Raw genomic sequence first — 22,816 nt, 5'->3', positions numbered from 1 at the left:
AGGGATAGCCACGCGGTATGAAAAGCTTGAACGAAATTATCATTCAATGCTCGCTTTAGCATTTACTATGATGTGGCTACCAATGTGGGCTGATTGATATATGTACTACAAAGATCAACAGCCCCTAGTAAGCTTAATTTATACTTTTGTACTGCTTTTTCACAAGACAGTAAATCAGGCTGTGTTTTAATCAACTTTTGCAAAAAGACTCTCCAATGCTTTTAAATTTAACTTTGCCTGTGAGTTGTATGGTAATTGATCGACAAAACGCCACTTTTTAGGGATACAAATTCGCTCAAAGCGCGCTAATGCATGCGCCTTTAATAAGTTATTTGTGGCTAACTTACCGTCACTATTAAAAAACACCTTCCCTTTAGGTGTAAGTACAACAATGGCGCCTACAATTAATCGCTCACCAGGCAAGGCGATTACTTTAGCTTCACTTACCCACTCACTAGTACACAAATGTTGTTCTAGCTCATCTAAACTTAATCGTTTTTCTTCTAACTTTATAATTCGATCGAATCGGCCTAGTAATCTAAATTGACCATTTTTAAGCACTTCGCCTCTATCATCTAAAGGGTAATTTTTATCGCGAACAAGCGGCGAGTTTAAAATTAAACGCTGATCGTCTAAAGCCCGTACTTTAATACCCGAGAATGACTGCCAAAGGCTAACCTTTTCAAGTGAAGTAACTTGTCGATATGCAATACCACCAGTTTCGGTACTACCAAAAACTTGTGTGACTGGTTTATTTAATTGCGTAAACAACGATACAGCATCTTCGCTTAATAACGGACCACCTGATGAAAAAATCCATTGTAAATGAGACTTATCATCCACTAAAACATTATCAATACATAACCGCTTTAACTGTGCAGGGCTTGAAACAAAGACTACTTTTTTAAATAACTTGAGCTTTTTAGCTACATGTTCTGGGTAGTGCAGTAGTTCTGTATTAACAACCTTTCCTGCGCGCAATGGCCACAATAATCTAAACAATAAGCCGTATATGTGCTGATGCGAAACACTCGCTATAAAAATAGGATTATCAATCAGTGCATAGCTATTAATTAATGTACTTAATTCTTTATTTATTACCTGCCACGTTTTTACAATTGGCTTGGCTTTACCCGACGAGCCCGACGTGTAAAAAACAATTGTGCCTTCTTGAGGCCATTTAATTGTTTCAATAGATACAAAGCGAGGTTGATTGACTAGGGTGCCAATATCTAAAAAATCAGCCTCTAAATCGGCTACTAATTCAGACTCACCAATAAAAAAAGGTGTTTGTTTAAGCAAGGAGTTTAACGTTGCAGGTTGCCCATTAGGCGGCAAAATCACTGTGTTTCCGTGTAGTGCCAAAGCAAATAAGTACACGGCAAATTTGTAAGTGTCTGTGGTGTATAAAACAACTGATGATTTAGCGTTTAACGTTGATAGTTTAGCTAAAACTTCGTTTATATCACTAACAAACTGACGCTCCGAAATATCATTATCAGTATGATTAAAGCACGTTCTTATCGCATTACTTTGAAAAGCATTAAACACCGGCGTTCCTTTTTACTTTTTGTCTGACTAGCCATTCTATGGCAAACAATGTGCCCATAGCTAAGTAAGCAATAAAACCATTATAAAAAGCCCATGTTTCTAGGCTACTAAAAATACTGGTGTATAGGGCAATACCACCGTTAAATACAAAAAAAATACACCACACTAGCGTTACTTTTTTTGTATAAATTACACCGTTTTCATCAAGTGAGGGCTCAGTGATACGCGCAAAGGTTTCAATAATAGAAGGCCCTTTGTACAAAGAATACGCAAACACAATTAACATAACTAAATTAATGATTACGGGGTACAAGCGCAGCCCTAAGTCGCTATCCATTACCTTGGAAATCACAATAGTAATGGCTGCTAAAAATGTAGCTGGCTTTAACCACGGCATTTTATCAAACAAGGCTCTGCTTAACCAAAGTCTAACCCCGAGTATAAATAGCAGTAATACTGTAATAAACTGACTATTAAAACGCGTAAGGCCTACGTACACAATAAGAGGGTAGCAAGCCAAACAAATCATAATTAACGTTGTTAAAACTGCTTTTAACATAGTATTAGTTAACTAACTTTTCTATTTCGGTAACTATGTCTTGTACTGTGCGCACGAGCTTAAAGGCATCTGGCTCAATTTTTTTACCTGTGATTTCTCTTAATTTCACAACTAAGTCAACTGCATCAATACTGTCTAAATCAAGATCTTGGTACAGGTTAGCCTCTAAGCTAATATCTTCTGGGTCTATTTCAAATTCGTTCTCTAAAATGCCGTGTAATACATCATAAATTTCAGCAGCGGTTTTCATCTTTCTTCCTACTTTTATATATTAAGAACGTGCTTGTTCAATAAATTTTGCTAAAGAATTAACTGAGGCAAAGTGCGCTTTAGTTTGATCAGAGTTTGCATCTATTTTCACATCAAATTGTTTTTTTATCGCAAGGCCAAGCTCTAATGCATCTATGCTGTCTAGCCCTAGGCCATCTACAAATAAAGCGTCATCATCTTGAATGTCAGCAGTGGTCATGTCTTCAAGATCAAGGCTTGAGATAATCAGTTGTTTTATTTGTTCTTTTAATTCGCTCATATATTTTTTAGCTCTTGTGTAAAGTAATGTTGTAAATCTTTAGTCAATTGGCGTGATTGCATCGCTGGCATATCGTTGTCGTACGTTGCACAATTAAACTGCTGGCTCGCAAGCCCCATTGTAAAATGCGCCTGATATGGCGCGACCTTATACCAAGGTGTGCCTTTGGTTAAAGTGTTTGGCTTCATTTTAATTAAAAAAGTAGTAATGGGCGCATGACATCTAATTGCAATATTTGCAGCGCCCCGTTTAAACTTTAATGTTTTGTGAGGCTCTGTCCGTGTACCTTCAGGAAATACAATTAAGTTATTACCTTTTTGCAAACTGCGCTCACACTCTCGTAATAGCTCCTGTGGATCGTCATTACTTATGTAGCCGGTGCTTTTAATAACGCCGCGCATAAAAGGATTTTTAAATAAATGCGCCTTTACTACGCAATCTGCATTTTTTACTACCGAAATTAAAACAACAACATCAATTAAAGAAGGATGGTTTGCTAATATCAGTTGCCCTTTTAAGCCTTCAATTTTTGCTTTATCGTTGACATGAAATCGAATAACGCCCGTTACATGCATTAAACTAACAAACCATTTGAAGCTGTAATGTACTGTTTTTCGAGCCTTAATCTTTTGTTTAACTGAGTCACTTTGAAATAGGCGCTGAGCAGGAAAAACAATAAAGGCTAATACTAAACCACCAACCCCAAAAACTGAAAAGCAAAATGCAGTAGCAATAATCCGCCAAATCAACCCACATAACCTTTGTACATTTTTAAGCATGGTATGTAAGCTGCCAATCGTGCTCAAGCGTGTTATGAACAAGTAATATATTGCTTCGCTCATACAAAGCTTTAGCGCATTGAATACTCATTGGTAAGTCGCTTTTTTCCATGCCCGTATTAAATACTTTGTTTAAACTAAAATGCGGTTCGCCTTTTTGCGGCGCTCTTATTATTAAACCAATAGAGTGTGCTATTTGCTGTTCATCGGCATACTGAGCGTAAATATCGGGGAGAGTCTCATCCGTATGAACTATTAACATGTGTTGCTGATCGTTATCAGCAAGTCTAACAAAGCCATCTACTAGTGCATAAATAAAGCTTTCGGCTCCTGCAGCAATAGCATTTGTAGCACTTGTATTACCCTGTATTATCCCAAAAAGTCCCGATGCGGCATTATGCACACTTAACCCAAAACCAGTGGGCGACAGTGGCTGATCATTAACTACATCAACAAGTAAGTTGGACGTTTTGTGAAAATCGCCGTGGCGAGAAGAAAAAACACTCGGTAAATTAACGTAGTTACCTTGAGTACTTACTTGATGAGCACTAAAGAGTGCCATTTTGATAAAGGAAGTCATTCGGCGTCGCTGCATAGCAGGTACCCAACTAAGATTTAATACAGAGGAATCAAACCAATTACTCTCTTTTATTTGTCGCTGTTCGGGCTTTATCCATATAGCGAGTTCTTCAACAACAAATTTCACAGCTCTGCATATTTTATAAGATATAAGGGAGGGAATTTTACCGATTTTAGCAATAGAAGTAAATAATCATTAACAAAAGGCACTGAACTAACGAGTTGTTCAGTGCCTGCTCATATTATTATGAAAGTAGAGCTATATCATTCTGCTTTAAACACTTAGCTGTACCGCCAACAACATCGTTATTATTTAACTCATTAATTAACACTTCGCCTTGAGCTTGCTGCTCATCACTAAGTGGTAAGTACGGCAATCTAAATACTGGGTTTACTGCACCTGTCATCATCATGGCGGTATTAATAGCAATCGGATTTGGCTCGCAGAACAACCAGTTCATTAATGGTTGTAATGAGGTATTTAACTCATCATTTTTAGTATCCATCAACTGACGGAACAAACCAGGAATAAGGTTAGATGTAACCGAAATAACACCGTGCGCTTTATGTGTGTGGCGCGCATCATGGCTTTCGTCATCGTTACCCGACCAACATGCAATACCTTGCTGCTCATAATGGGCTATGCGTTCATTGCCGCCACACTCTTTAACACCAATAAAATGCTCGTGCTGTGCCAGTGGCTCAATAATATCATGTGTTAGGTCTTGACCTGTGCGCCCTGCTACGTTGTAAATAAAGGCAGGTCCAATATCTAACACACGCTTAAAGTGCTCTTTAACACCCGCAATTGACGTACGTCCGTAGTACGGGTTAATTTGCAGTGCTGCATCCATACCGCTGGCAAAGCCATACTTAGTTGCTTTAATAGCTTCACGGGTGTTGTTACTACCGGTATTACCAACAATAACCAGTTTGTCGCCATACTTGTTTGCACTGTGCGCTATAAGCATTAAATGCTCTTCCCAGTTCATTAACTGGCCTTCGCCTGTTGTGCCACCGACCACAATGCCATCAACGCCCGCTGTAATTTGTATTTCTACGAGTTCATCGTACTTTGCGAGATCTATTTCACCGTTTGCTAAGTATGGCGTTTTAATAGCTGTAATAAGGCTTGCTTGTTTAATTTTCTCTAGGGTGCGCATAAAAAATCATTATTTATAAAACTTGCGCTATTTGTAACATAATTGCGGGTACTTTTGGAGGTGTAAGCCTACATTTAATTATAAAATCTCTTGTATTATTAAGTTTGGTAATACAAAATGAACAACTGTATATATAAACAGTATTTTATTTTTAACGATACCAGAGGCTTTATGCGTTTATCTGACTACTTAGCAACTCATTTTTATAACACCGATGAACTGTGCCAAGCATTAAATATAGATGCAGATACACTTTTAGCTTGGCAAGAGCGAAGTGTTTTCCCAAAACCAAGTTACTGTATTAAAAGCCAACTTAGCTGCAGCTCATATTCAGGCTTGTATGAATGCGAAGAGTATGACGACTATTACCCGCGCGGCTGTGTTAATTGGGGGCAGGGTCTTTTAAAACAAAAAATAGAATCATCAAGCCACGCTTTTAATTATTTTGCACAGCAATATACTGCAAGCCTAACTAAGCTCGCTCAGCAAGGATTTACGTTTAGCGAAGAGCTATTTGGCTGTGAAATAGACGAGCACTTACAGCAAATTTGGCAACAGTTTTTATGCAGTAAGTACGGTGTACTTACTCAGAATGGTTTAATAGACGAAATAGTCTCGGTAGATATTGGCAGACTATTAGTTGACGACATTACAGAACTGCGCAGTAAAGCGAGTTTAAACCAAGAAGAAAGAGCACAACTACACCCCGCCATGAAGCTTTTAAACAAAGCGTTAGGGCATGGCGCCGATCATGAAAAACAACACACTTTGCGCACCCGTTACATAGATGCGCTTATTTTAAAATATGATTTATCTATTAAGTAACGCTAAATTTACTTTGATAAAAACGTAGTGCTAACAGACCCTAAGTCTTCGTAACTAACCGTGGTTAACTGATCTGTATTAAGCTCAACAACACCACAATAAGAGCCTGTTATAAACACTTGCCCAGTTTTTAAATTAGTTCCCTTTGCTGATAAGTAATTAACCGCCCAATAAAGTGGAAGCTGCGCAAGTTCTGCAGGATGCACACCTGCCAAGTTTAACTCCAGCTCAGTTTGCTTAACGTTAATATTTACAGTATTTGCGTTATACGCTTTGGCTTTATCTATTTGTGGGCCTAAATACACGCCTTGATTAGATAAACCATCGGCCAGCTTTTCAATGTGAGTGCTTGGAGTGTCTTCATCAAACCTTTTTTGAATAAGCTCAAGTGCTAAATGGGCGCTGGCAAATGCCGTATCCACGTCTTCATTTGTATAAGTTTTATTACTTGGTAAATCGCTTTGTAAAATAAATGCAATTTCTGGTTCTATCAGCGCTTTGTTATTTGTTGTATACAGTGGGCAATTTTCAGCTTGTTTTATAGGTGCATGTAAAAGAGGCGCTAATATAATTGAGCCATCATCTAAAGGCAGCATACACTTCCAGCCATATACAGTTTGATCATTTAAATAAATCATCAACTTTTGTACTTCTACTGCATCGTCAGTCGTGTCTAGTACTAACTCTTTAGGAAAGTTTGAACACGCTGGATTTTCTTCTCTTTGTGCTAATAAGTGAGTAGCAATTAGTTTTAGCTGTATTGAGTTGTTCACATAAATCTCTTTAAAATACGTTACTGGTTAAGCAGTAAATAGGAAGGATTACATTATTAATTTAGGCATTAGAACATAATGTTAAATGCCAATAATTGAAATTATATTTAAAACAAAGCGCGGTAATTATTTAAGTATCAATAGATTTAAGCGATCGTAAAAATAGCCCTAAGCCGCCAAACGCTAAAATTATAATAACAATCAAATCAAACGATGTCATAGTTCGCATACTAAATCGAACACTCGATATAACGCCAAATATGAGTGCGGTTAACGAACCTAGAGATAGCACCCAGCCTAAAATATTTTTAGAATTGTAAAAAATCAGACCCACACCAAAAATAAATGGGATCATAACCATGCCGCCTGTAACGCCAAAGCCACCTAAAGCATTAACACTATAAATGCGAGAACTTAGTCCAAAATTAGAGGTCACCGAAATTGCGTTTAGCAGCATATAAAAGCCACCGCACATCATAATTAAACCAATAAAAAATGCCCTATACCACCAGAGCTTCCACCAGCACCTTTCATTATTAATTATTCCTTTTATATTTTTAGCTTAATTGTTTTAAATGATAATTGCTCGACTATTAACATTGACCGCAGCTTACATAATCAATCTGCGCACCCGCGAAAACACTTATCGCGTAATTACATGCCAAATAACATAAAACCAAGATAAAAAACCGTGCAAAATAGCCCATAACACAGACTCATTAGCACTCCATGAAATAGCAATTGCTAAGGCCGTACCGAAGGATACTCCGTATTTTACTATCTCATTTCTTGAGTTTCTCATTAATTACATTCCTAATTTTTAACTTATTAACTTATTAACTTATTAACTGCTTGATTTACTTACTACAACCGAAAGCTCTTTACCATCAATGTTGATACTTGCTTCTTTGCCTAGTTCAACAACTAAAGAGGGAGCCATGTGCTTTCCACCTAGCTTCAGCTCAGTTGCTAAACTAACAGTAGAATCATCAATTGGCGTTACTATAAGAGCAAAACTATACGAATTATTAACTGAAACTGATGCCTCTTCATTTGAGTTTACAACTAAAGTAGGTGAGCCAATTAGGTTTTTATTATCATAAAATTTGGCGTTCACTACAAAACTATCATTTGCTTGTGCAAATGAAACAAAGCCTAACAACGCTATAATGGCGATTAATTTTTTCATTATTATTTCCATATAAATTGCTACAGCTTAAAGCTATTAAGGTTTTTTGGCTGTGAGTTTCAGCTAGTGATTGATGTTATATCGATCACTATACTTTTCATGACTAAGGCATTTAACAGTGCCCATGAGTGTTTCTATATTTACACCAGAGTACTTTAATGTAAACAACAAATTAAATGTGTTCTTTATTTGGGTGGGTTGTTATACCAAAACGACTTTTAATAAAGATTTAAACCTCTTTTGATTTCGTCGCCTACACATTAACAAAAAAGAGTCCTGATAGGTTTCATTGATATTGGGGAAGTTGAGTATTTAAGTAGGTTGGAGTGGAAGAATAAAAGGTGATGTAGGTTAACAGCACCTATTTGGGTATTTACTTTATAATATGTAATTTAGCTAAGTATTTTAATACGTACAATAATAGGCACTATAAAAAGAATTTAACCTATTGATTTATACACATCAATACTACTATTGGTCAAAAGCCCAGTAACTTGCGTACCAAACGCTTTAAAATGTGGCTCGTTTTTATGCGCTTCAAAGTGCTCATCAGACGCCCATTGTTCGCTAACTACATAGTCTGTATGTTCATCATCACTTTTTACCGATAATTCATAACGTAAGCACCCTACTTCTTGGCGCGATGACTTTTGTAAGTTTTCAAGTGCTGTAAGCATGACATCTGCATCAATATTCTTGCACGACAGTGCAGCTATAACCGTTAACATGTGTATTCCTTTTTAAAAGTTAAGGTGTAGATAATCTACACCTTAGAATATTTAGTTTAACTTTGCGTTTGAGGTAAGTTTACTGATCCCACTGCGGCGCAAATTCTGGTGTTGCTTGGCGGTCGCCGCAATCAAGACCATCAATACGGGCTATGTCTTCATCATCTAATTTAACGTGATCGTTAAAGTTATCTTCTAAGTTTTTACGCTTAGTTGATGATGGAATTGTCGTCATGCCATTAGCGTTTACCCATGCTAGAACAACTTGTGCTGGACTTGCATCGTGCTTTTTAGCAATGTCGATAATGGTTTGATCTTTAAGTACTTTACCTACTACAAATGGCATGTATGCTGTTACATGAATGTCGTGCTGAGCACAGAATGCACGCAATTTAGTATTAGTTAAGTACGGGTGAACCTCAACCTGATTGGTAAATATTTCACGCGAGTCGAGCGTTTGCTGAGCCAAGTTTAAATTTGCAATGGTGAAGTTTGATACACCAATGTGTTTAGTTAAACCAAGCTGCTTAGCTTTTAGTAATTCAGTAAGGTATTCACTCATTGGCTCGTCGTTAGCAGGCGATGGCCAATGAATTAGCAGTAAGTCGACCGAATCAACTTGTAGCTTTTCAAGTGACTTTTTAACGCTTGGGATAAAGTCACTTTTATTTAATTTGTTATTCCACACTTTGGTAGTTAAGAATATTTCACTGCGCGGAATATTACTATCTTTTATGGCTTGGCCTACTTGCTCTTCGTTGCCATAAATTTGTGCGGTATCAATATGGCGAAACCCAACTTCGAGCGCCATTTTTACTGAGTTATAGGCAGTGTCGCCCTCTAAACGGAATGTTCCCATACCTAAATCTGGCATTTCAATTACACGTTGTGTCATGGCTCTATCCTTATAAAATAATCGGTTAAAAACAAGCTCTTCTAAAGCTTTACGAAATACACCTTTTACTTCTTATTACAACTGTCACTTAAAAATTAATGACCTCATAACAGGTATGAGGTCATTAATTTTAGTTTCAACCTTAACAGAAGATAGTTTACGCTTGCTGAATTTCACGTTTATCAAGCATACCGCTGTAACGTGTAACACCAAGTGCTAAAACAGAGATAACGGCGCCTATCCATGCTGTATCTTGTAGGGTCATGTTTTCTACTACGCTACCACCAATAATTGATCCAAGTGCAATACCAATATTAAATGCGGCTATGTTTAAGCCTGATGCAACATCTACCGCATTGGGCGTGTGCTTTTGTGCTTGCTTTACTACATAAAGTTGCAAGCCTGGCACATTACCAAAAGCAAATGCGCCCCAGACTAAAATAGTAAGTACAGCGGCAATTTTTGATTCCATCGTAAAGGTAAATATCAGTAAAATAACACTCAAAGCGCTGAATATAATACTCAGTGCGCTAATTGGGCCGCGTTTGTCGGCCAACTTTCCACCCCAAATATTACCTATTGCTACCGATACACCGTAAACAAGCATTATTAAGGCAATAGCCGAAGGCGCAAAACCTGTTTGTTGCTCTAAAATAGGTGCTAAATAAGTAAACGCTGTAAACGTGCCGCCATAGCCCAATATCGTCATTAAATATACGAGTAATAAACGCGGTTTTACGATTACTTGTAGTTGCTCTTTAAACGTTGCAGGTATTGATTGTTTTAAGTTTTTTGGTACTAAAATAGAGCTGCCAATTAATGCAATTAAGCCTAATACCGACACAACTAAAAACGTAGCACGCCAACCAAAGTGCTGGCCAATCCATGTACCTAATGGCACACCAGTTACTAGTGCTACAGTAAGCCCGGTAAACATAATCGCAATTGCACTGGCTTCTTTGTCTTTACTTACTAAGCTTGTGGCAATCATCGATCCGATTGAGAAAAATACACCATGGGCAAGCCCCGTTAAAATGCGCGCAAGTATTAATGTTTCGTAACTTGGCGCTTGCCAAGCAAGTAAGTTGCCCAGTACAAACAAGCCCATTAAGCTTATTAATACCACTTTACGATTCCAACGACCCGTTAAAGCTGTTAGCACCGGTGCACCAATAGCAACGCCAACCGCATATAAACTTACAAGCAAACCCGCTGAAGGTAGGCTTACGCCTAAATCGTTTGCAATGGTGGGTACTAATCCCACTATTACAAACTCAGTTGTTCCTATTGCAAATGCGCTTAAGGTAAGCGCCCACAAAGCCAATGGCATAGTTATATCCTCATTAATATTTGAAGAATGTAGTTTGGCTAAAATATCGTTTGCAAAAAATAGCATTAGTGACAAAATACTTTTGTTAATAATGCAAAGATGGTGTTGGTATACTTATGGCTGTTCATTCAAAAACTGAAGATTTAGAAACGTTTATAACGGTAGTAGATTGCGGAAGCTTTTCGGGAGCGGCTAATTTGCTCGATCAACAGGTGGCTAAAGTGTCGCGAGCGGTATCACGCCTAGAAAATACATTGCAATGCACTTTGCTAAACAGAACAACACGCCGATTAGAGCTTACCGAAGAAGGCCATACTTTTATAAAATTTGCGCGTGAAGGGTTAAATACGCTTTATACCGGTGAAGAGGCCATAAAGCTTTTAAAACAAGCGCCAAGTGGCAAGCTGCGAATAGATGCTGCAAGCCCTTTTGTATTGCACCAACTTACGCCTTTAATTGGCGAATTTGCCAAACAATACCCCCACATAACGCTTGATATAACCTCCCACGACAGCATTATTGATTTACTTGAACATAAAACCGATTTAGCCATACGTATTGGTGATTTAAAAGACTCAAATTTACATGCTCGTAAACTTGGCAGCAGCCAGTTACGTATTGTAGCCAGCCCAGAATATATAAAAAACAACACAGCAATTACGCAAATAGATGACTTACAAAATCACAAGATAATTGGCTTTAGTGACTCCCCTAAATTAAACACTTGGCCGTTAGTAAAGCCCGCTTTATTTACGTTTTCACTTAGCGCAAGCAGCGGCGAAACAGTGCGCCAACTATGTATTGCAAACCAAGGCGTTGCGCTACTTTCTCACTTTATGATTGGCAATGACCTAAAAACAGGTAAATTAGTTGAAGTGTTACCCAGTGCAGTTAGCTCTCCTAATAACCGAGAGGTTGTACAAGCCGTGTATTATAAAAACAGTGCGGTATCGTCTCGAATTGTGGCTTTTTTAGATTTTATAAAGCCACGACTAAGCTTATAACTATATTAAAAAGCAAGTTAAATTATGCTTGGTTATTAAAAAGCAAACCTGAATTTTTATTATCTGAAGATGATGAAAACATTGAATCCATTAAAGTAGATACATTTTTTCGCACTGTCAATTGTATCGACGATAGCTCACTATCGAGTTGCTTTTTAAGTTCGCTTAGCTCTTCTATCGCTTCCCCTGTGGGCGTATCAGAACTATTGGTCATTTCTCTTATTTTACTCTGTAAATCTTTAATTGACTCGATCGCTTTATTCATTTGAACTGCTGAATTGTCACTCGAATCTTCTGTTTCGCTGCTAATGATAGACTTTGCGTCTTCAGTAGCTGCAGTAGAGCTCGTAGTTTTTTCGGCGTCTTTATTTAAAGAAGAGTCTGCTTTAGCCTCTGGACTTTTACTAGGATCATCCGTTTTTACAGTGTTTTTATTTAAATTACTTAGATTCGAATAGCTATTGTCATTGTATAACTGTGAAGAAAGAGTTCCAAAATTCATTTTTGCCTCATGTGTCTAAAAATTGACGACTTTATTTTTATAATTAAAGAAGCAATTATCATTCCAAATATGAGTAATAAAGCAACCATCTGTATTTTAACCAGGAACAGGTCTTAAGTTAACCACAAATCATTATTTTACTTAATTTCACGCACAAGGAAGGCCATGATTTTATACAATACGCCTGCGAGGATGCAGGAGATAGAGCAATTGCCGAGAACAACTAGATGTTAAATTTCTACCTTGTTATTTCGCTATTTTATTAACGCCATAATAGATCATTAATTTAATGCAACTGATATTATACAAATAGTGTGATATTGCCACTAATTGCAGCATTCTTAAATTATATAAAACCACGTTTGAGCTTATAAACAACAGGCTTTAGCTAAACAATAGCTAACTTTTAATTTCTAATTTTAATTCTTTTAATTTGTTTTTTGCTTCGGCTAATGCTTCAAGACCAAGTGGTGTGCATGAGTAGTACTTTTTAGAACGCCCATCATGAATCTTTTTTTCACATTCTAAATAGCCTTTGCCATGCATACTATGAAGCATTGGGTACAGTGTGCCCGGCGACATTTTATAACCGTGTTCAGCAAGCTCTTCTATCATCCATGCTCCGTATATTGGCGATTTAGCAGCATGATATAAAACATGTAAGCGAATAAAACCGCTAAATAACTCTTTGTGCTTCAATGTGAACCTCTTTTAGCTTGTGTTTTATATGTTTATTCACAAATATCGAATTCCGATATCAACAAATAAACAGGCACAGTAATGCGAATATCTTTCTTTCTTACATCTAGCTTTTTTCCCTTCGCTACTAGCTTTAACTCAATCGCCAAAAACCAAAATGATTGGATACTCAATCAAACAACTGAGCAAGATCGTTTTGCTATTATACAAAAATACCTGCGAGGCTTTGATCAACCCATGTTAGAGGTTGGTCAACGATTTGAAAAAATGCATGAGGCTGTTGAAAGGAACAACCCGGAGTTTGCGGAGTATCAGTGGCGTAAAATTAAAACAACCATTCACAATGGAACACTAAAACGCCCTGCACGTGCACACAACGCTAATGCAATTTTATTCAGTGGTTTGTGGAAAAAAGTTCAAACCTCGCTACTTGACGGTAAACCTAGTGACCATAAAACCGCCTTTAATATTGCAAAAGGAGCATGTATGGCGTGTCATGCGGCCGAGAAAAAAGCCTATATAAATAATCAAGCCCTGTTCGACCTAACGTTTTAAATTAATGAAAGTAGCTGTAATTGTTTAACTGCGGCTACTTAATAATGAAATAGCTTTACAACTAATTTTGGTGCTCATATTGTCCGCGGTAAACTTCAAATACTTTTAAAACAGTATGTTGCTCTTTAGTTAGATTATCAAACCAATCATCAAACAGCTCATCATCTTCTTGCTCGCTTAGTGCCATATATCTTGCTAGTAACTCTACAATATCATTGTGGTTGCAGGTTAAAGGATTTACTTGTTGCGCCAAGGTACTGTGGTCGCGCTCTCTTAGGGTTTCCATCACCCCTTGATCAATTTGTTCTTGTTGTTGTGTTGCGTCACTCATACATAACCTCTGTAATAACTTTATAACCGTATTTGTTAACGTTTTAACTCTTAAATATAGTTATAACAGCCTAAACGCCAATAGCCAGCATTTTTGATTCAAGTGCTTATTTTTTGATTTGTTTGCGCAAATAGCCAGCAATTACGGCCTTTTTGAGGAACATTTAAATAATTTGCATTGGGAAAATAAATACGTTAAATTCGAATGATACATTATCACATATCATTTATTGAGGCGTATTATGAAACCAAATATTCATCCTGATTACCACGTGGTTGCTTTTCACGATACCGCTGCCGATTCTTACTTTATTATTGGCTCAACCATAAAAACGAGCCGCACAATAGAAATAGACGGTAATACATATCCATACGTACCTATTGATGTATCAAGTGACTCGCACCCATTTTATACAGGCAAGCAAAAAACAACCGCTACAGATGGCCGCGTTGCGCAGTTTAATCGTCGTTTTAAAAGTTTATCGACTGTTAAAAAGGAAAAGGTATGAAAGTATTAAGCTCTCTTAAAAGTGCTAAGCAACGTCCGGGGTGTCAAATTGTAAAACGCAAAGGTCGCGTATTTGTAATTTGTAAAAACAACCCACGCTTTAAAGCAGTACAAGGAATGAAAAAGAAATAAGTTAAACGGGGATGCTCAACTTATAATTAGGTAGCTTGCTTAAGCTACCTAATTTAGGGGGATTATTTTACCACTACTGAAAACTCTGGCACTGCCTGAATTACTTTTTTTACCGTACAGGTATTAACGGCTGCAATAAGCGCCTTTTTATATTTATCAGGGAAGCCTTCTGGTAAGTTAATCTCAATTGAAAATAGCTTTTTACCGTTGTCATCTACATTTTCGTTATTTTGAGTAAGCGTCATACCTTGCGTTGAAATATCACGCTGCTCGCAAAACTTACGCGCATAAAAACCTGCACATAAAACCATACTTACTAAAAAATAATCAAACGGTTCTGGATGCTCTGCATTGCCACCTGCGTTTACACTTTGATCGCTTATTACTTCTAGGTCGCCAAATTTAGCGCTTTGTTTTTGGCCTTCTAGCATTGAAACTGAAATTTCCATTGTGTTTCCTTATATTTATTACCGCAGATACTTTTCACGCGATTAGCTTAAAAGTAGCTACTAAAGATACGTATAGTTTAGATTCATGAACCGAACAGTAATTCAAAAAACCCAGGAGGCTCATGTAACTCATGATATTTTTTACGTAAATTATCTATATTTTTTAACGGTTCTTTTGCCGCACTTAGCCCCTGCTCGTTCGCTGCTTTTTTAGCAAGTTCAGCTTGGGCAATCACTTTATCAAGGCCCTGCAATGACTGCTCAGGCTTTTTGTAAAACTTACCTGTTTTACTTACTTTTACTAGCTTTATAAATTCATCAATCGCAGTATTAAATTCACTAAGTTGAGTTGCCTGTACGGCTTGTTTATACGCAAGGCCCGTATTTTTCATATTTATTTCAAGATCGACAGGCTGCTGGGCTAAAGCCAACGAGCTAAATAGTAACGTAATAGCTAAATAAAAATACTTCATGAAAAACCCTATAAATAGAAGAGGGCTAATTGTATCAATTATGCTGATAAAAGTAACTCAACAGAAATAGTGAACTTTTAAGTACTGTAAAGGGGCTTTACAGTAAACAACCATAGAATTTAGGTAATAAAAAAGTCTGCATTTGCAGACTTTTTAAAGTGTTAGCATTTATTTAATATTACTCAGCCACACGCTTTGGTATGGTTCTAGCTCTATTGTTAATTGGCTTTCTTCAATCGTTTTATCTGCTACCAAATCAAACCACTTTTGGGTGTTAATCAAGTTTAAGTCGGCTAATGTAAGTGTTTGTGGTTTATCGCTAATGTTATAAACACAAAATATGCTTTGGCGTCTGTCTATACTTTGTCGCCAAAAACCAAATAATCCCCCTGCTAAATGCAGCGTAAACTGTGTAGCATTTGGGTGGAAGGCACTTTGCTTTTTGCGTACTGCCAATAAACTTTTTATGCCGTTAAACACTTTATGATGATGACTGTACTTTTCACCAATTGCCGCCAGTAGCTTTGATTCTTGCCAACGATGGCGGTTAATAGCACGGTTATGCTGTGAATTTTCAAAGCGTTCGTAATCGTTAGTTGTACCCAACAAACTGTGAATATAAAGCCCTGGGATACCTTCAAGCGCAAACATAATTGCGTGAGCACACATAAACCGTTCAAGGCCAAACTTATCTGGGCCATTGTGCGTACCTTGCATTGCATCAAATAACGCAATATTTAGCTCGTATGGTGTATGTGTGCCATCGTTACTTGTACGCATAGATACACGACCACCAAACTGCATAGTTGTACTTACTAATGACGCCACTTCGCTAGGTTGTAGTAAACCTTCAATTGGCCTAAGCCCTATTCCATCGTGCGAGGCTATAAAGTTAAAGTATGCCGTACCATTTTGCGCAGGCGGCATACTCATCATCCAATGTTTAAGCGCTGCACTATCACCACTTAATAATGTATGTAGCAATAACGGTGGCAGTGCAAAGTTATAAATACTGTGCGCTTCATTGGCGTTACCAAAGTACGATAGGTTTTCTTGGTTTGGAATATTAGTTTCGGTAATAATAACTACACTAGGCTCTGCGTGCTCAATAAGTGTTCGCATTAGCCTTACGGCTTCATGTGTTTGCGGTAAGTTAATGCAGCTTGTATTAAGCTGTTTCCACAAAAATGCAACCGCATCAAGCCTAAACAAACGTACGCCATTGTCTAAATAATGACGAATTATTCCCACAAACTCTTTAAGCACATCGGGATTACCAAAATCAAAATCAACCTGATCGTGACTAAACGTACACCATACGTGCTTTTCGCCGCTTGGCGTTGTTACCGTATTTAATAACGATGACGTACGCGGACGCACAACTTGGCTTAAATCATCCGTTACGCTCGCCGTTTTAAAGTAGTCTTTACCCGGGTGTAAATCATTCAAAAAGTTTTCAAACCATACGCTTCTGCTTGAGCAATGGTTTATAACTAAATCTGCCATTAGCTTTACATCTTTAGCGATATTTTGAATATCTCCCCAATCACCCAACGACTCGTTAACTTGCACGTAGTTCATTACGGCAAAGCCTTCGTCTGAGCTGTACGGGTAAAATGGCAATATATGCAGGGCATTTAGCTGCATATCGCACTGCTCTTTTATAAAGCGGTGCAACGTTTTAAGCGGTGCTTCTATTGGGCTCGATACGGCAAATTCACTATCGTCGTGTTTTATAATAGAGTCGCCATAAGCAATCAATACTATATCTTGTTCATCCCACCGGTTTGTATGGGGTGTCGGGTCGCGCAGTGCATTGCTACCTAGTATAATTTTAATGAGTTGCTGAGCAAGCTCAGTAACCGATAAAGGCAGCTCAACACCCTCATAAATAATATGAAGATGTTGCTCTACTCGTTGTAAAAATAATTCGCTAACTGTGCTCACATGCGCCCCTAATATTTATTGTTTAGACTTATAGGCTAGTTAACCTGCACGCAGGTTAACTATATTCTTCGTTATCTAGCTCTACGGCTTCTTTTAAGCGCTCAAGTACGTCTGGCATTGCAGATACAACACGGTTCCAACTTGGCACAAATGGCGCTTCCATTGGGTTTTCTAAAAAGTGTTGCCCTGCTTCCATAATATTTTGTGCAAACATTTCTACTGCTTTTTCTTCTTGGTGTACATCAAGCGTTAACCCGTTCATTAGCGCGTCGTTATGATACGTTTCTATAAAATCTAAACCGATACGGTAATAAGTCGCTTTTAATGAACGAATTGTTTCGCTGGTAAAAGTAACACCTTGAGTCGCCAGCTTTCTAAACAATGCCTTAGTAATATCAATCGACATTTTAGACAAGCCTGCGCTTTGGTCATCAAGTGAAAGTTCTTGGTGCTTATGATCGTAATTATCGGCAATATCTACTTGGCACAAGCGGTTATGCGAATAGTTACGATACATTTCACTCAGTACACCTATTTCAAGGCCCCAATCACTTGGGATACGAATATCGTTTAATACATCGCGTCTAAACGAAAACTCACCTGCAAGTGGGTATCTAAAAGAGTCCATATATTCAAGGTAGTCGGTATTGCCTAAAATTGTTTTAAATGAGCGAAGCAATGGCGTTACTAATAAGCGCGATACACGGCCATTAATTTTGCCATTAGCAGTACGCGGGTAAAACCCTTTACAAAATTCATAGTTAAAACGCGGATGCGCAACGGGGTAAATTAAGCGAGCAAGTAGGCTTCTGTCGTAGGTTAAAATATCGCAATCATGCAGCGCGATAGATTCCACTTCTGCTGTTGCTAATTTATAACCCATGCAATACCACACATTACGCCCTTTACCCAGCTCACGTGGTGCAACACCTAGCTCTTGTAATTCTTTATCTAGTGCTTGTAAGCGTGGGCCGTCGTTCCATAATACTTTATGGTTTTGGTTTAGCTCTTTAAAAAAGCCTAGTGCATGACGGTACTGTGCTTCGTCGGCTCTATCTAAGCCTATCGTAATTTGTGATAAATATGGTACTTCGCGTAATTCACTAACTATATTTTGCAGCGCAGGGCCTTCAAGTTCACTAAATAGCGAAGGAAGTATTAACCCCATTGGGCGCTGCTTACTAAAAGTAAGTAGCTCTTTTTCTAGGTCTTCTATTGGTCTGTCGGCAATATTATGTAGTGTTGTAATAATGCCATTTTGGTAAAAATCAGCCATGAGATGTTTGCTCCTCAGAAATACTTAAAATACTGCTAATACACGGCAACGACGTTATTTCTTCAATCCAGCCCAGCGGTGCTGGTGATTGAGAATATCGTGCTTTGTTGTGCGACAATTTAACCGGCTTTTTACTCGCCGGATTGGCAATAATAATGGCGATATTTGCGTGTTCTAACATTTGCTTATCGTTATCGCTATCACCCAGTGCTATAACCGTGAGAGGCTTTCTGAAATGATGGGTAAACTGTTTAACTAACCACTGCTGTGCAGCGCTTTTATCGGTATTTTTGGCAATATGAATGAAGCGTCCGCCAATTTTTATATCGTAACCGAGTGCTTCTACATCATTTACAAAGGCGGTGAGTAATTCGTCGTTGCCATACCAATAAAGAGGGTCTGAATAATCGCGAGTTTGTGCGCGTCTTGCTTGTGCATCGTTTAGCCCGGTAAGCTCTGAAATTTGCTCACTCGATAAGTCACTAAACAATTTGTAATGCGCTTTATAATCCGCCTTTAAAGTATTTAAATCATTTAATAAACTCGATAACGGCTTTGCCATTGCGTAGCACCAATAAGCGCCTACTTTTTTACAACCAATTGGCTTTAATTCAAAATAGTCTTCTGGAATAAATACCGCTGCACCGTTTTCGACAATAAAAGGCTGTTGAATATTTAAATCGTTTTTAAGCTCTATAACTTCACAAAAAGTTTTGCTGGTATTAAACACCACAGGAATATGCGCATTTTGCAGCTGCTGTAATAACTCACTGATATTATTTGTATTGTAATCGGCGTGATCGAGTAATGTACCGTCCAAATCTGTAAAAATAATAGGTTGAAGGGTGTCATCACTTGTTAGGTGCATACCGCTAATATCTCGGTTGCTATCAAGTTCAATTAAAGCATTTGCTTTAGCGCTCAGTGTGTTTAAGTTCTCACGCGTAATGCGCTCAAAATGAGAAATAAAATACACCAATTGCTCGTTAGTCATGGTGCCTGAGCCTTCACCTTTTTTGGCTATTAGCTTTTGTTCTTGCTCTTGTCGCCATGTAAAAACATCACTAAAACTCGGTGCTTTTAGCATAACGGTATAATCAATTAGGTTAAAAACGGCTTTATATTCATTTGCCAAACAGCTATTTACACAGCGGCGCCAAACGCCTTCTTTATCAAACTGTTGCTCTAACTCGTTAAGCGGCTCACTCAATGAAAACAGCGGTTGTGGCTCACTGCCCACGCACCACCCTTCTAAAATAACAATATCAACTGGCTTTTCATTTGTTAGCCAATCACTTGTTGGCACGCAGTCGTCTTCGTGTTTATTAAAACGGGGAAGCGGTACGTTTACCTCTCCTGCCAGTAAGTTAGTTATTGTGCTATTCATTAACGCTACATCGTGAGTACCCGGTACTCCGCGAGCAGTAAAAAGAGGATGTACGTCTTTGGCAAGCTCAGTACGTGCTTGTTTTGCTAAATAAAAGTCATCAATTGACAATGCTACACTGTTAAGTGGTGTGTTTTTAGAAAACCACGTAACTAAAAAATCTGCGAGTGTTGTTTTTCCTGAGCCCTGGCATCCATTTATGGCAACAAAAATAGGAGTATTTGTTTTTTTAGATTCGAGGATGTCATGCGCAAGTGGAACAAAATATTGCTCACTCAAATATTGATACTTTAAAGGCAGTTGGTGTTTTGCTAAAAACGGGGTTATATCCACAATATTGGCCTCTGACATAGTAACTCCTTTGCATACGATGCGTTCTGGAAATTAAATGCAGGTAATAGACCATTATTATTTTTATATATTTATTAGTAGGTTAAAAAAATAGCGCATTGAAAATGCGCTATTTTGGTGCAATATTTTTAACTTACGTGCACTATTAACTCTCTTGAGGCTGCGCCTTAGGTAATACAAGGTTGAGCACAATGCCTAAAATAGCGCATAAACTTACGCCCTCTAAACTAAATTGGCTACCACCTATATGCATACCGCCAATACCGCACACCAAAATAAGTGCAACAATACTTAAGTTACGTGGTGCTGTTAAATCATCGCCCGACTTAACTAATGTATTTAAACCCACTACAGCAATAGAGCCAAAAAGTAGAATCATAATGCCGCCCATTACAGGTACAGGTATAGTCTGTAAGCCAGATCCCATTTTAGCAACAAAGGCTAAAATAATGGCGATAATGGCTGTCCACATCATTACTTTAGGATTGAAGTTTTTGGTAAGCATAACTGCTCCCGTTACCTCTGAGTAAGTTGTGTTAGGCGGGCCGCCAAATAATGATGCAGCAGACGTCGCAAGGCCATCACCAAACAAAGTACGGTGAAGCCCAGGCTTTTTCAAAAAGTCTTTATTGGTTACTTGGCTTATAGCCATCATATCGCCAATATGCTCAATTGCAGGTGCTATTGCTACAGGCACCATAAACAAAATAGCCTGCCATTTAAACTCAGGCCATGTGAAGTTTGGTACAGCAAACCACTGTGCGTTAGTTACTGCGTCAAATTGCACAACGTCCATTGCAAGCGATAAACAATAACCCGCAACAACCCCTGCCAGAATAGGTATAAGCTTAAATACGCCTTTTCCCCACACTGCAAAAATAAGCGTAACCACTAACGAGAACAACGAAATATAAATAGCGCTGTTGTAATCAATAATTTGAATACTGCCGTCGCCACTTTTACCCATCGCCATATTTACAGCAACAGGTGCAAGCGCTAAACCAATAACCATAATTACAGGGCCTACAACCACAGGCGGTAAAATTTTATGAAGCGTTGCAACGCCCTTAAACTTTACTAATAAACTTAAAAGCATATAAGCAAAGCCCGCTACCATTAAGCCGCCCATAGTGGCTGGCACGCCCCACATTTGCACAGCGGCAATAATGGGTGCAATAAAAGCAAACGATGAAGCTAAAAATATAGGCACTTGGCCTTTAGTCACTACCTGAAACAGCAAAGTACCAATGCCAGCGGTAAAAAGCGCAACATTAGGATCCAAGCCCGTTAAAAGTGGCACTAATACCAGCGCACCAAATGCTACAAACAGCATTTGCGCGCCTGTTAAAATGGTTTTTATTGAAAAGGTGTCATTATTTTGCACTTAAAGACTCCTAAACAGTACCGAATATTTTGTCGCCCGCATCGCCTAAACCAGGGATAATATAGCCCTTTTCGTTTAAGTGGCTATCTACAGAGGCTGTAAATATTTCTACGTCGGGATGTGCTGTAAGTGTTTTTTCCACACCTTCTGGTGCAGCTACTAATACAATTACTTTGATTTCTTTACAGCCTGCTTTTTTAAGCATATCGATTGTGGCAATCATTGAGCCACCTGTTGCAAGCATAGGGTCAATAACTAAGCTTAAGCGCTCATCAATATTACCTACTAGCTTTTCAAAATATGGTACTGGCTCTAGCGTTTCTTCGTTACGTTCAAGACCAACCACACTTACTTTAGCCGCCGGTAATAACTGCATAACACCGTCCATCATGCCAAGACCAGCACGCAAAATAGGCACTACGGTAATTTTTTTACCTTTAATATGCTCTACTTTTAATTTATTGCCATCCCAGCCTGTAATTTCGTTATCTTCTAACTGTAGGTTTTTAGTTGCTTCGTAAGTTAATAAGGTTCCAACTTCAGAACATAATTCACGAAAGCTTTTAGTACTAATACCATGCGCTCGCATTAGGCCTAGTTTATGTTGAACAAGAGGGTGAGAAATAACGTGAATTGCCATGATATAAACCTACTGATACAAGAATTTGCAGTATTTTATATTAAAAAAGGTCATTTGACCTGTAGTTTTAAAGAGATTTTCATACATCGTGCACGGCTAGCGCATTTTAATCCCAGACTCTAGCAGGGTTGAGCGGTAATCATCGTCTAGCCCTGCCATTTTCTTTTTCCTCGCCATACTTGCTGACTTAGATGCATCTTGTTTAAAAAGCGCCATGGCTATCTTTCGCATTACATTAAACATTAATGGCCCTTGAAGTTTGCGTATTCTCGATTCATC

At 38.2% G+C, this 22,816-nt stretch carries 27 protein-coding genes and 3 pseudogenes; 6 read left to right on the top strand and 24 right to left on the bottom strand.

What is annotated here, in order from left to right:
- Window positions 1–97, top strand: a pseudogene (locus QL998_RS17350) (IS5/IS1182 family transposase); the annotation flags it as partial.
- Between the two features lie 89 nt (window positions 98–186).
- On the opposite strand, the gene QL998_RS17345 reads toward QL998_RS17350, so the two are convergent.
- From QL998_RS17345 to dapA, 7 genes are all read right to left on the bottom strand, one after another.
- A complete protein-coding gene (locus tag QL998_RS17345) occupies window positions 187–1,551 on the bottom strand; it encodes an AMP-binding protein (protein WP_290193158.1) in 1,365 nt (454 codons plus the stop codon).
- On the bottom strand, window positions 1,544–2,110 hold the full coding sequence (locus tag QL998_RS17340; protein ID WP_290193157.1) for a hypothetical protein: 567 nt from the start codon (window positions 2,108–2,110) through the stop codon (window positions 1,544–1,546). Before QL998_RS17340 ends, QL998_RS17345 begins: the two co-directional genes overlap by 8 nt.
- 4 nt (window positions 2,111–2,114) lie before the next feature.
- Window positions 2,115–2,360, bottom strand: a complete 246-nt coding sequence (locus tag QL998_RS17335) for an acyl carrier protein (RefSeq protein ID WP_002958648.1) — start codon at window positions 2,358–2,360, stop codon at window positions 2,115–2,117.
- 21 nt (window positions 2,361–2,381) lie between these two features.
- The gene (locus tag QL998_RS17330) at window positions 2,382–2,639 is read right to left on the bottom strand and encodes a phosphopantetheine-binding protein (protein WP_007580830.1); all 258 of its coding nucleotides are present in this window, start codon (window positions 2,637–2,639) and stop codon (window positions 2,382–2,384) included.
- Window positions 2,636–3,418 (bottom strand): lysophospholipid acyltransferase family protein, encoded by a 783-nt coding sequence (locus tag QL998_RS17325; RefSeq protein ID WP_290193159.1) that lies wholly within the window; start codon window positions 3,416–3,418, stop codon window positions 2,636–2,638. Before QL998_RS17325 ends, QL998_RS17330 begins: the two co-directional genes overlap by 4 nt.
- Window positions 3,411–4,124 carry a beta-ketoacyl synthase chain length factor gene (locus QL998_RS17320; protein ID WP_182196527.1) on the bottom strand — a complete coding sequence of 238 codons (714 nt, stop codon included), beginning with the start codon at window positions 4,122–4,124 and terminating at the stop codon, window positions 3,411–3,413. The genes QL998_RS17325 and QL998_RS17320 overlap by 8 nt, the downstream gene beginning before the upstream one ends.
- Window positions 4,125–4,242: 118 nt before the next feature.
- Entirely contained in the window at window positions 4,243–5,160 is a 918-nt protein-coding gene (gene dapA, locus QL998_RS17315) for a 4-hydroxy-tetrahydrodipicolinate synthase (protein ID WP_290193156.1), read from the bottom strand.
- A 171-nt stretch (window positions 5,161–5,331) separates the two neighbouring features.
- Here dapA and QL998_RS17310 point away from each other — a divergent pair, with 171 nt between their 5' ends.
- On the top strand, window positions 5,332–5,985 hold the full coding sequence (locus QL998_RS17310) for a DUF6058 family natural product biosynthesis protein (protein ID WP_182196552.1): 654 nt from the start codon (window positions 5,332–5,334) through the stop codon (window positions 5,983–5,985).
- Window positions 5,986–5,993: 8 nt separating this feature from the next.
- Here the strand turns inward: QL998_RS17310 and QL998_RS17305 are convergent, their stop codons facing one another.
- The 6 genes and pseudogenes from QL998_RS17305 to QL998_RS17280 all read right to left on the bottom strand — a co-directional run bounded on the left by QL998_RS17305 (window position 5,994) and on the right by QL998_RS17280 (window position 10,900).
- The gene (locus QL998_RS17305) at window positions 5,994–6,758 is read right to left on the bottom strand and encodes a 2-keto-4-pentenoate hydratase (protein WP_182196523.1); all 765 of its coding nucleotides are present in this window, start codon (window positions 6,756–6,758) and stop codon (window positions 5,994–5,996) included.
- Between the two features lie 130 nt (window positions 6,759–6,888).
- A pseudogene (locus tag QL998_RS17300) lies at window positions 6,889–7,292 on the bottom strand (hypothetical protein).
- A 310-nt stretch (window positions 7,293–7,602) separates the two neighbouring features.
- Window positions 7,603–7,947, bottom strand: coding sequence for a hypothetical protein (locus QL998_RS17295; protein ID WP_024606141.1), 345 nt, complete (start codon window positions 7,945–7,947; stop codon window positions 7,603–7,605).
- A 440-nt stretch (window positions 7,948–8,387) separates the two neighbouring features.
- Window positions 8,388–8,675 (bottom strand): putative quinol monooxygenase, encoded by a 288-nt coding sequence (locus tag QL998_RS17290; RefSeq protein WP_002958660.1) that lies wholly within the window; start codon window positions 8,673–8,675, stop codon window positions 8,388–8,390.
- A gap of 79 nt (window positions 8,676–8,754) precedes the next feature.
- Complete coding sequence (gene dkgB, locus QL998_RS17285; RefSeq protein WP_076924781.1) at window positions 8,755–9,570, bottom strand: 2,5-didehydrogluconate reductase DkgB; 816 nt, start codon at window positions 9,568–9,570, stop codon at window positions 8,755–8,757.
- A 157-nt stretch (window positions 9,571–9,727) separates the two neighbouring features.
- The gene (locus QL998_RS17280; protein WP_076924782.1) at window positions 9,728–10,900 is read right to left on the bottom strand and encodes an MFS transporter; all 1,173 of its coding nucleotides are present in this window, start codon (window positions 10,898–10,900) and stop codon (window positions 9,728–9,730) included.
- Between the two features lie 116 nt (window positions 10,901–11,016).
- Here QL998_RS17280 and QL998_RS17275 point away from each other — a divergent pair, with 116 nt between their 5' ends.
- Window positions 11,017–11,904, top strand: coding sequence for a LysR family transcriptional regulator (locus QL998_RS17275; RefSeq protein WP_290193155.1), 888 nt, complete (start codon window positions 11,017–11,019; stop codon window positions 11,902–11,904).
- Window positions 11,905–11,926: 22 nt separating this feature from the next.
- Here QL998_RS17275 and QL998_RS17270 read toward each other — a convergent pair whose 3' ends face one another.
- Both QL998_RS17270 and QL998_RS17265 read right to left on the bottom strand, forming a co-directional pair.
- Window positions 11,927–12,406 carry a hypothetical protein gene (locus QL998_RS17270; protein WP_024595984.1) on the bottom strand — a complete coding sequence of 160 codons (480 nt, stop codon included), beginning with the start codon at window positions 12,404–12,406 and terminating at the stop codon, window positions 11,927–11,929.
- Between the two features lie 399 nt (window positions 12,407–12,805).
- Window positions 12,806–13,105, bottom strand: coding sequence for a PadR family transcriptional regulator (locus tag QL998_RS17265; RefSeq protein ID WP_182196517.1), 300 nt, complete (start codon window positions 13,103–13,105; stop codon window positions 12,806–12,808).
- A gap of 81 nt (window positions 13,106–13,186) precedes the next feature.
- Here QL998_RS17265 and QL998_RS17260 point away from each other — a divergent pair, with 81 nt between their 5' ends.
- Window positions 13,187–13,660 (top strand): hypothetical protein, encoded by a 474-nt coding sequence (locus tag QL998_RS17260; protein ID WP_290193154.1) that lies wholly within the window; start codon window positions 13,187–13,189, stop codon window positions 13,658–13,660.
- Between the two features lie 61 nt (window positions 13,661–13,721).
- On the opposite strand, the gene QL998_RS17255 is transcribed toward QL998_RS17260, so the two are convergent.
- Entirely contained in the window at window positions 13,722–13,991 is a 270-nt protein-coding gene (locus tag QL998_RS17255; protein ID WP_007580861.1) for a hypothetical protein, read from the bottom strand.
- Between the two features lie 241 nt (window positions 13,992–14,232).
- Between QL998_RS17255 and QL998_RS17250 the strand changes: the two genes are divergently transcribed.
- Entirely contained in the window at window positions 14,233–14,499 is a 267-nt protein-coding gene (locus tag QL998_RS17250) for a type B 50S ribosomal protein L31 (protein WP_024591730.1), read from the top strand.
- Entirely contained in the window at window positions 14,496–14,630 is a 135-nt protein-coding gene (gene ykgO, locus QL998_RS17245) for a type B 50S ribosomal protein L36 (RefSeq protein WP_002958669.1), read from the top strand. The genes QL998_RS17250 and ykgO overlap by 4 nt, the downstream gene beginning before the upstream one ends.
- Before the next feature lie 62 nt (window positions 14,631–14,692).
- Here ykgO and QL998_RS17240 read toward each other — a convergent pair whose 3' ends face one another.
- The 8 genes and pseudogenes from QL998_RS17240 to QL998_RS17205 form a co-directional block, all read right to left on the bottom strand.
- On the bottom strand, window positions 14,693–15,079 hold the full coding sequence (locus tag QL998_RS17240; RefSeq protein ID WP_008170108.1) for an OsmC family protein: 387 nt from the start codon (window positions 15,077–15,079) through the stop codon (window positions 14,693–14,695).
- Window positions 15,080–15,162: 83 nt separating this feature from the next.
- Window positions 15,163–15,552 carry a cytochrome b562 gene (locus tag QL998_RS17235; protein WP_290193153.1) on the bottom strand — a complete coding sequence of 130 codons (390 nt, stop codon included), beginning with the start codon at window positions 15,550–15,552 and terminating at the stop codon, window positions 15,163–15,165.
- Window positions 15,553–15,720: 168 nt separating this feature from the next.
- Complete coding sequence (locus QL998_RS17230) at window positions 15,721–17,499, bottom strand: sugar phosphorylase (protein WP_290193152.1); 1,779 nt, start codon at window positions 17,497–17,499, stop codon at window positions 15,721–15,723.
- A gap of 55 nt (window positions 17,500–17,554) precedes the next feature.
- Complete coding sequence (locus QL998_RS17225) at window positions 17,555–18,775, bottom strand: glycosyl transferase (RefSeq protein ID WP_002958673.1); 1,221 nt, start codon at window positions 18,773–18,775, stop codon at window positions 17,555–17,557.
- Window positions 18,768–20,513, bottom strand: a complete 1,746-nt coding sequence (locus QL998_RS17220) for an HAD-IIB family hydrolase (protein ID WP_290193151.1) — start codon at window positions 20,511–20,513, stop codon at window positions 18,768–18,770. Before QL998_RS17220 ends, QL998_RS17225 begins: the two co-directional genes overlap by 8 nt.
- A gap of 145 nt (window positions 20,514–20,658) precedes the next feature.
- Window positions 20,659–21,897, bottom strand: a complete 1,239-nt coding sequence (locus QL998_RS17215; protein WP_182681634.1) for a uracil-xanthine permease family protein — start codon at window positions 21,895–21,897, stop codon at window positions 20,659–20,661.
- 10 nt (window positions 21,898–21,907) lie between these two features.
- Entirely contained in the window at window positions 21,908–22,537 is a 630-nt protein-coding gene (gene upp / locus QL998_RS17210) for a uracil phosphoribosyltransferase (RefSeq protein ID WP_002958676.1), read from the bottom strand.
- A gap of 96 nt (window positions 22,538–22,633) precedes the next feature.
- Window positions 22,634–22,816, bottom strand: a pseudogene (locus QL998_RS17205) (ISAs1 family transposase); the annotation flags it as partial.

Source organism: Pseudoalteromonas sp. APC 3691, assembly GCF_030408135.1.
Classification (GTDB): domain Bacteria; phylum Pseudomonadota; class Gammaproteobacteria; order Enterobacterales; family Alteromonadaceae; genus Pseudoalteromonas.
This window is presented reverse-complemented; position numbering and strand designations above follow the sequence as displayed.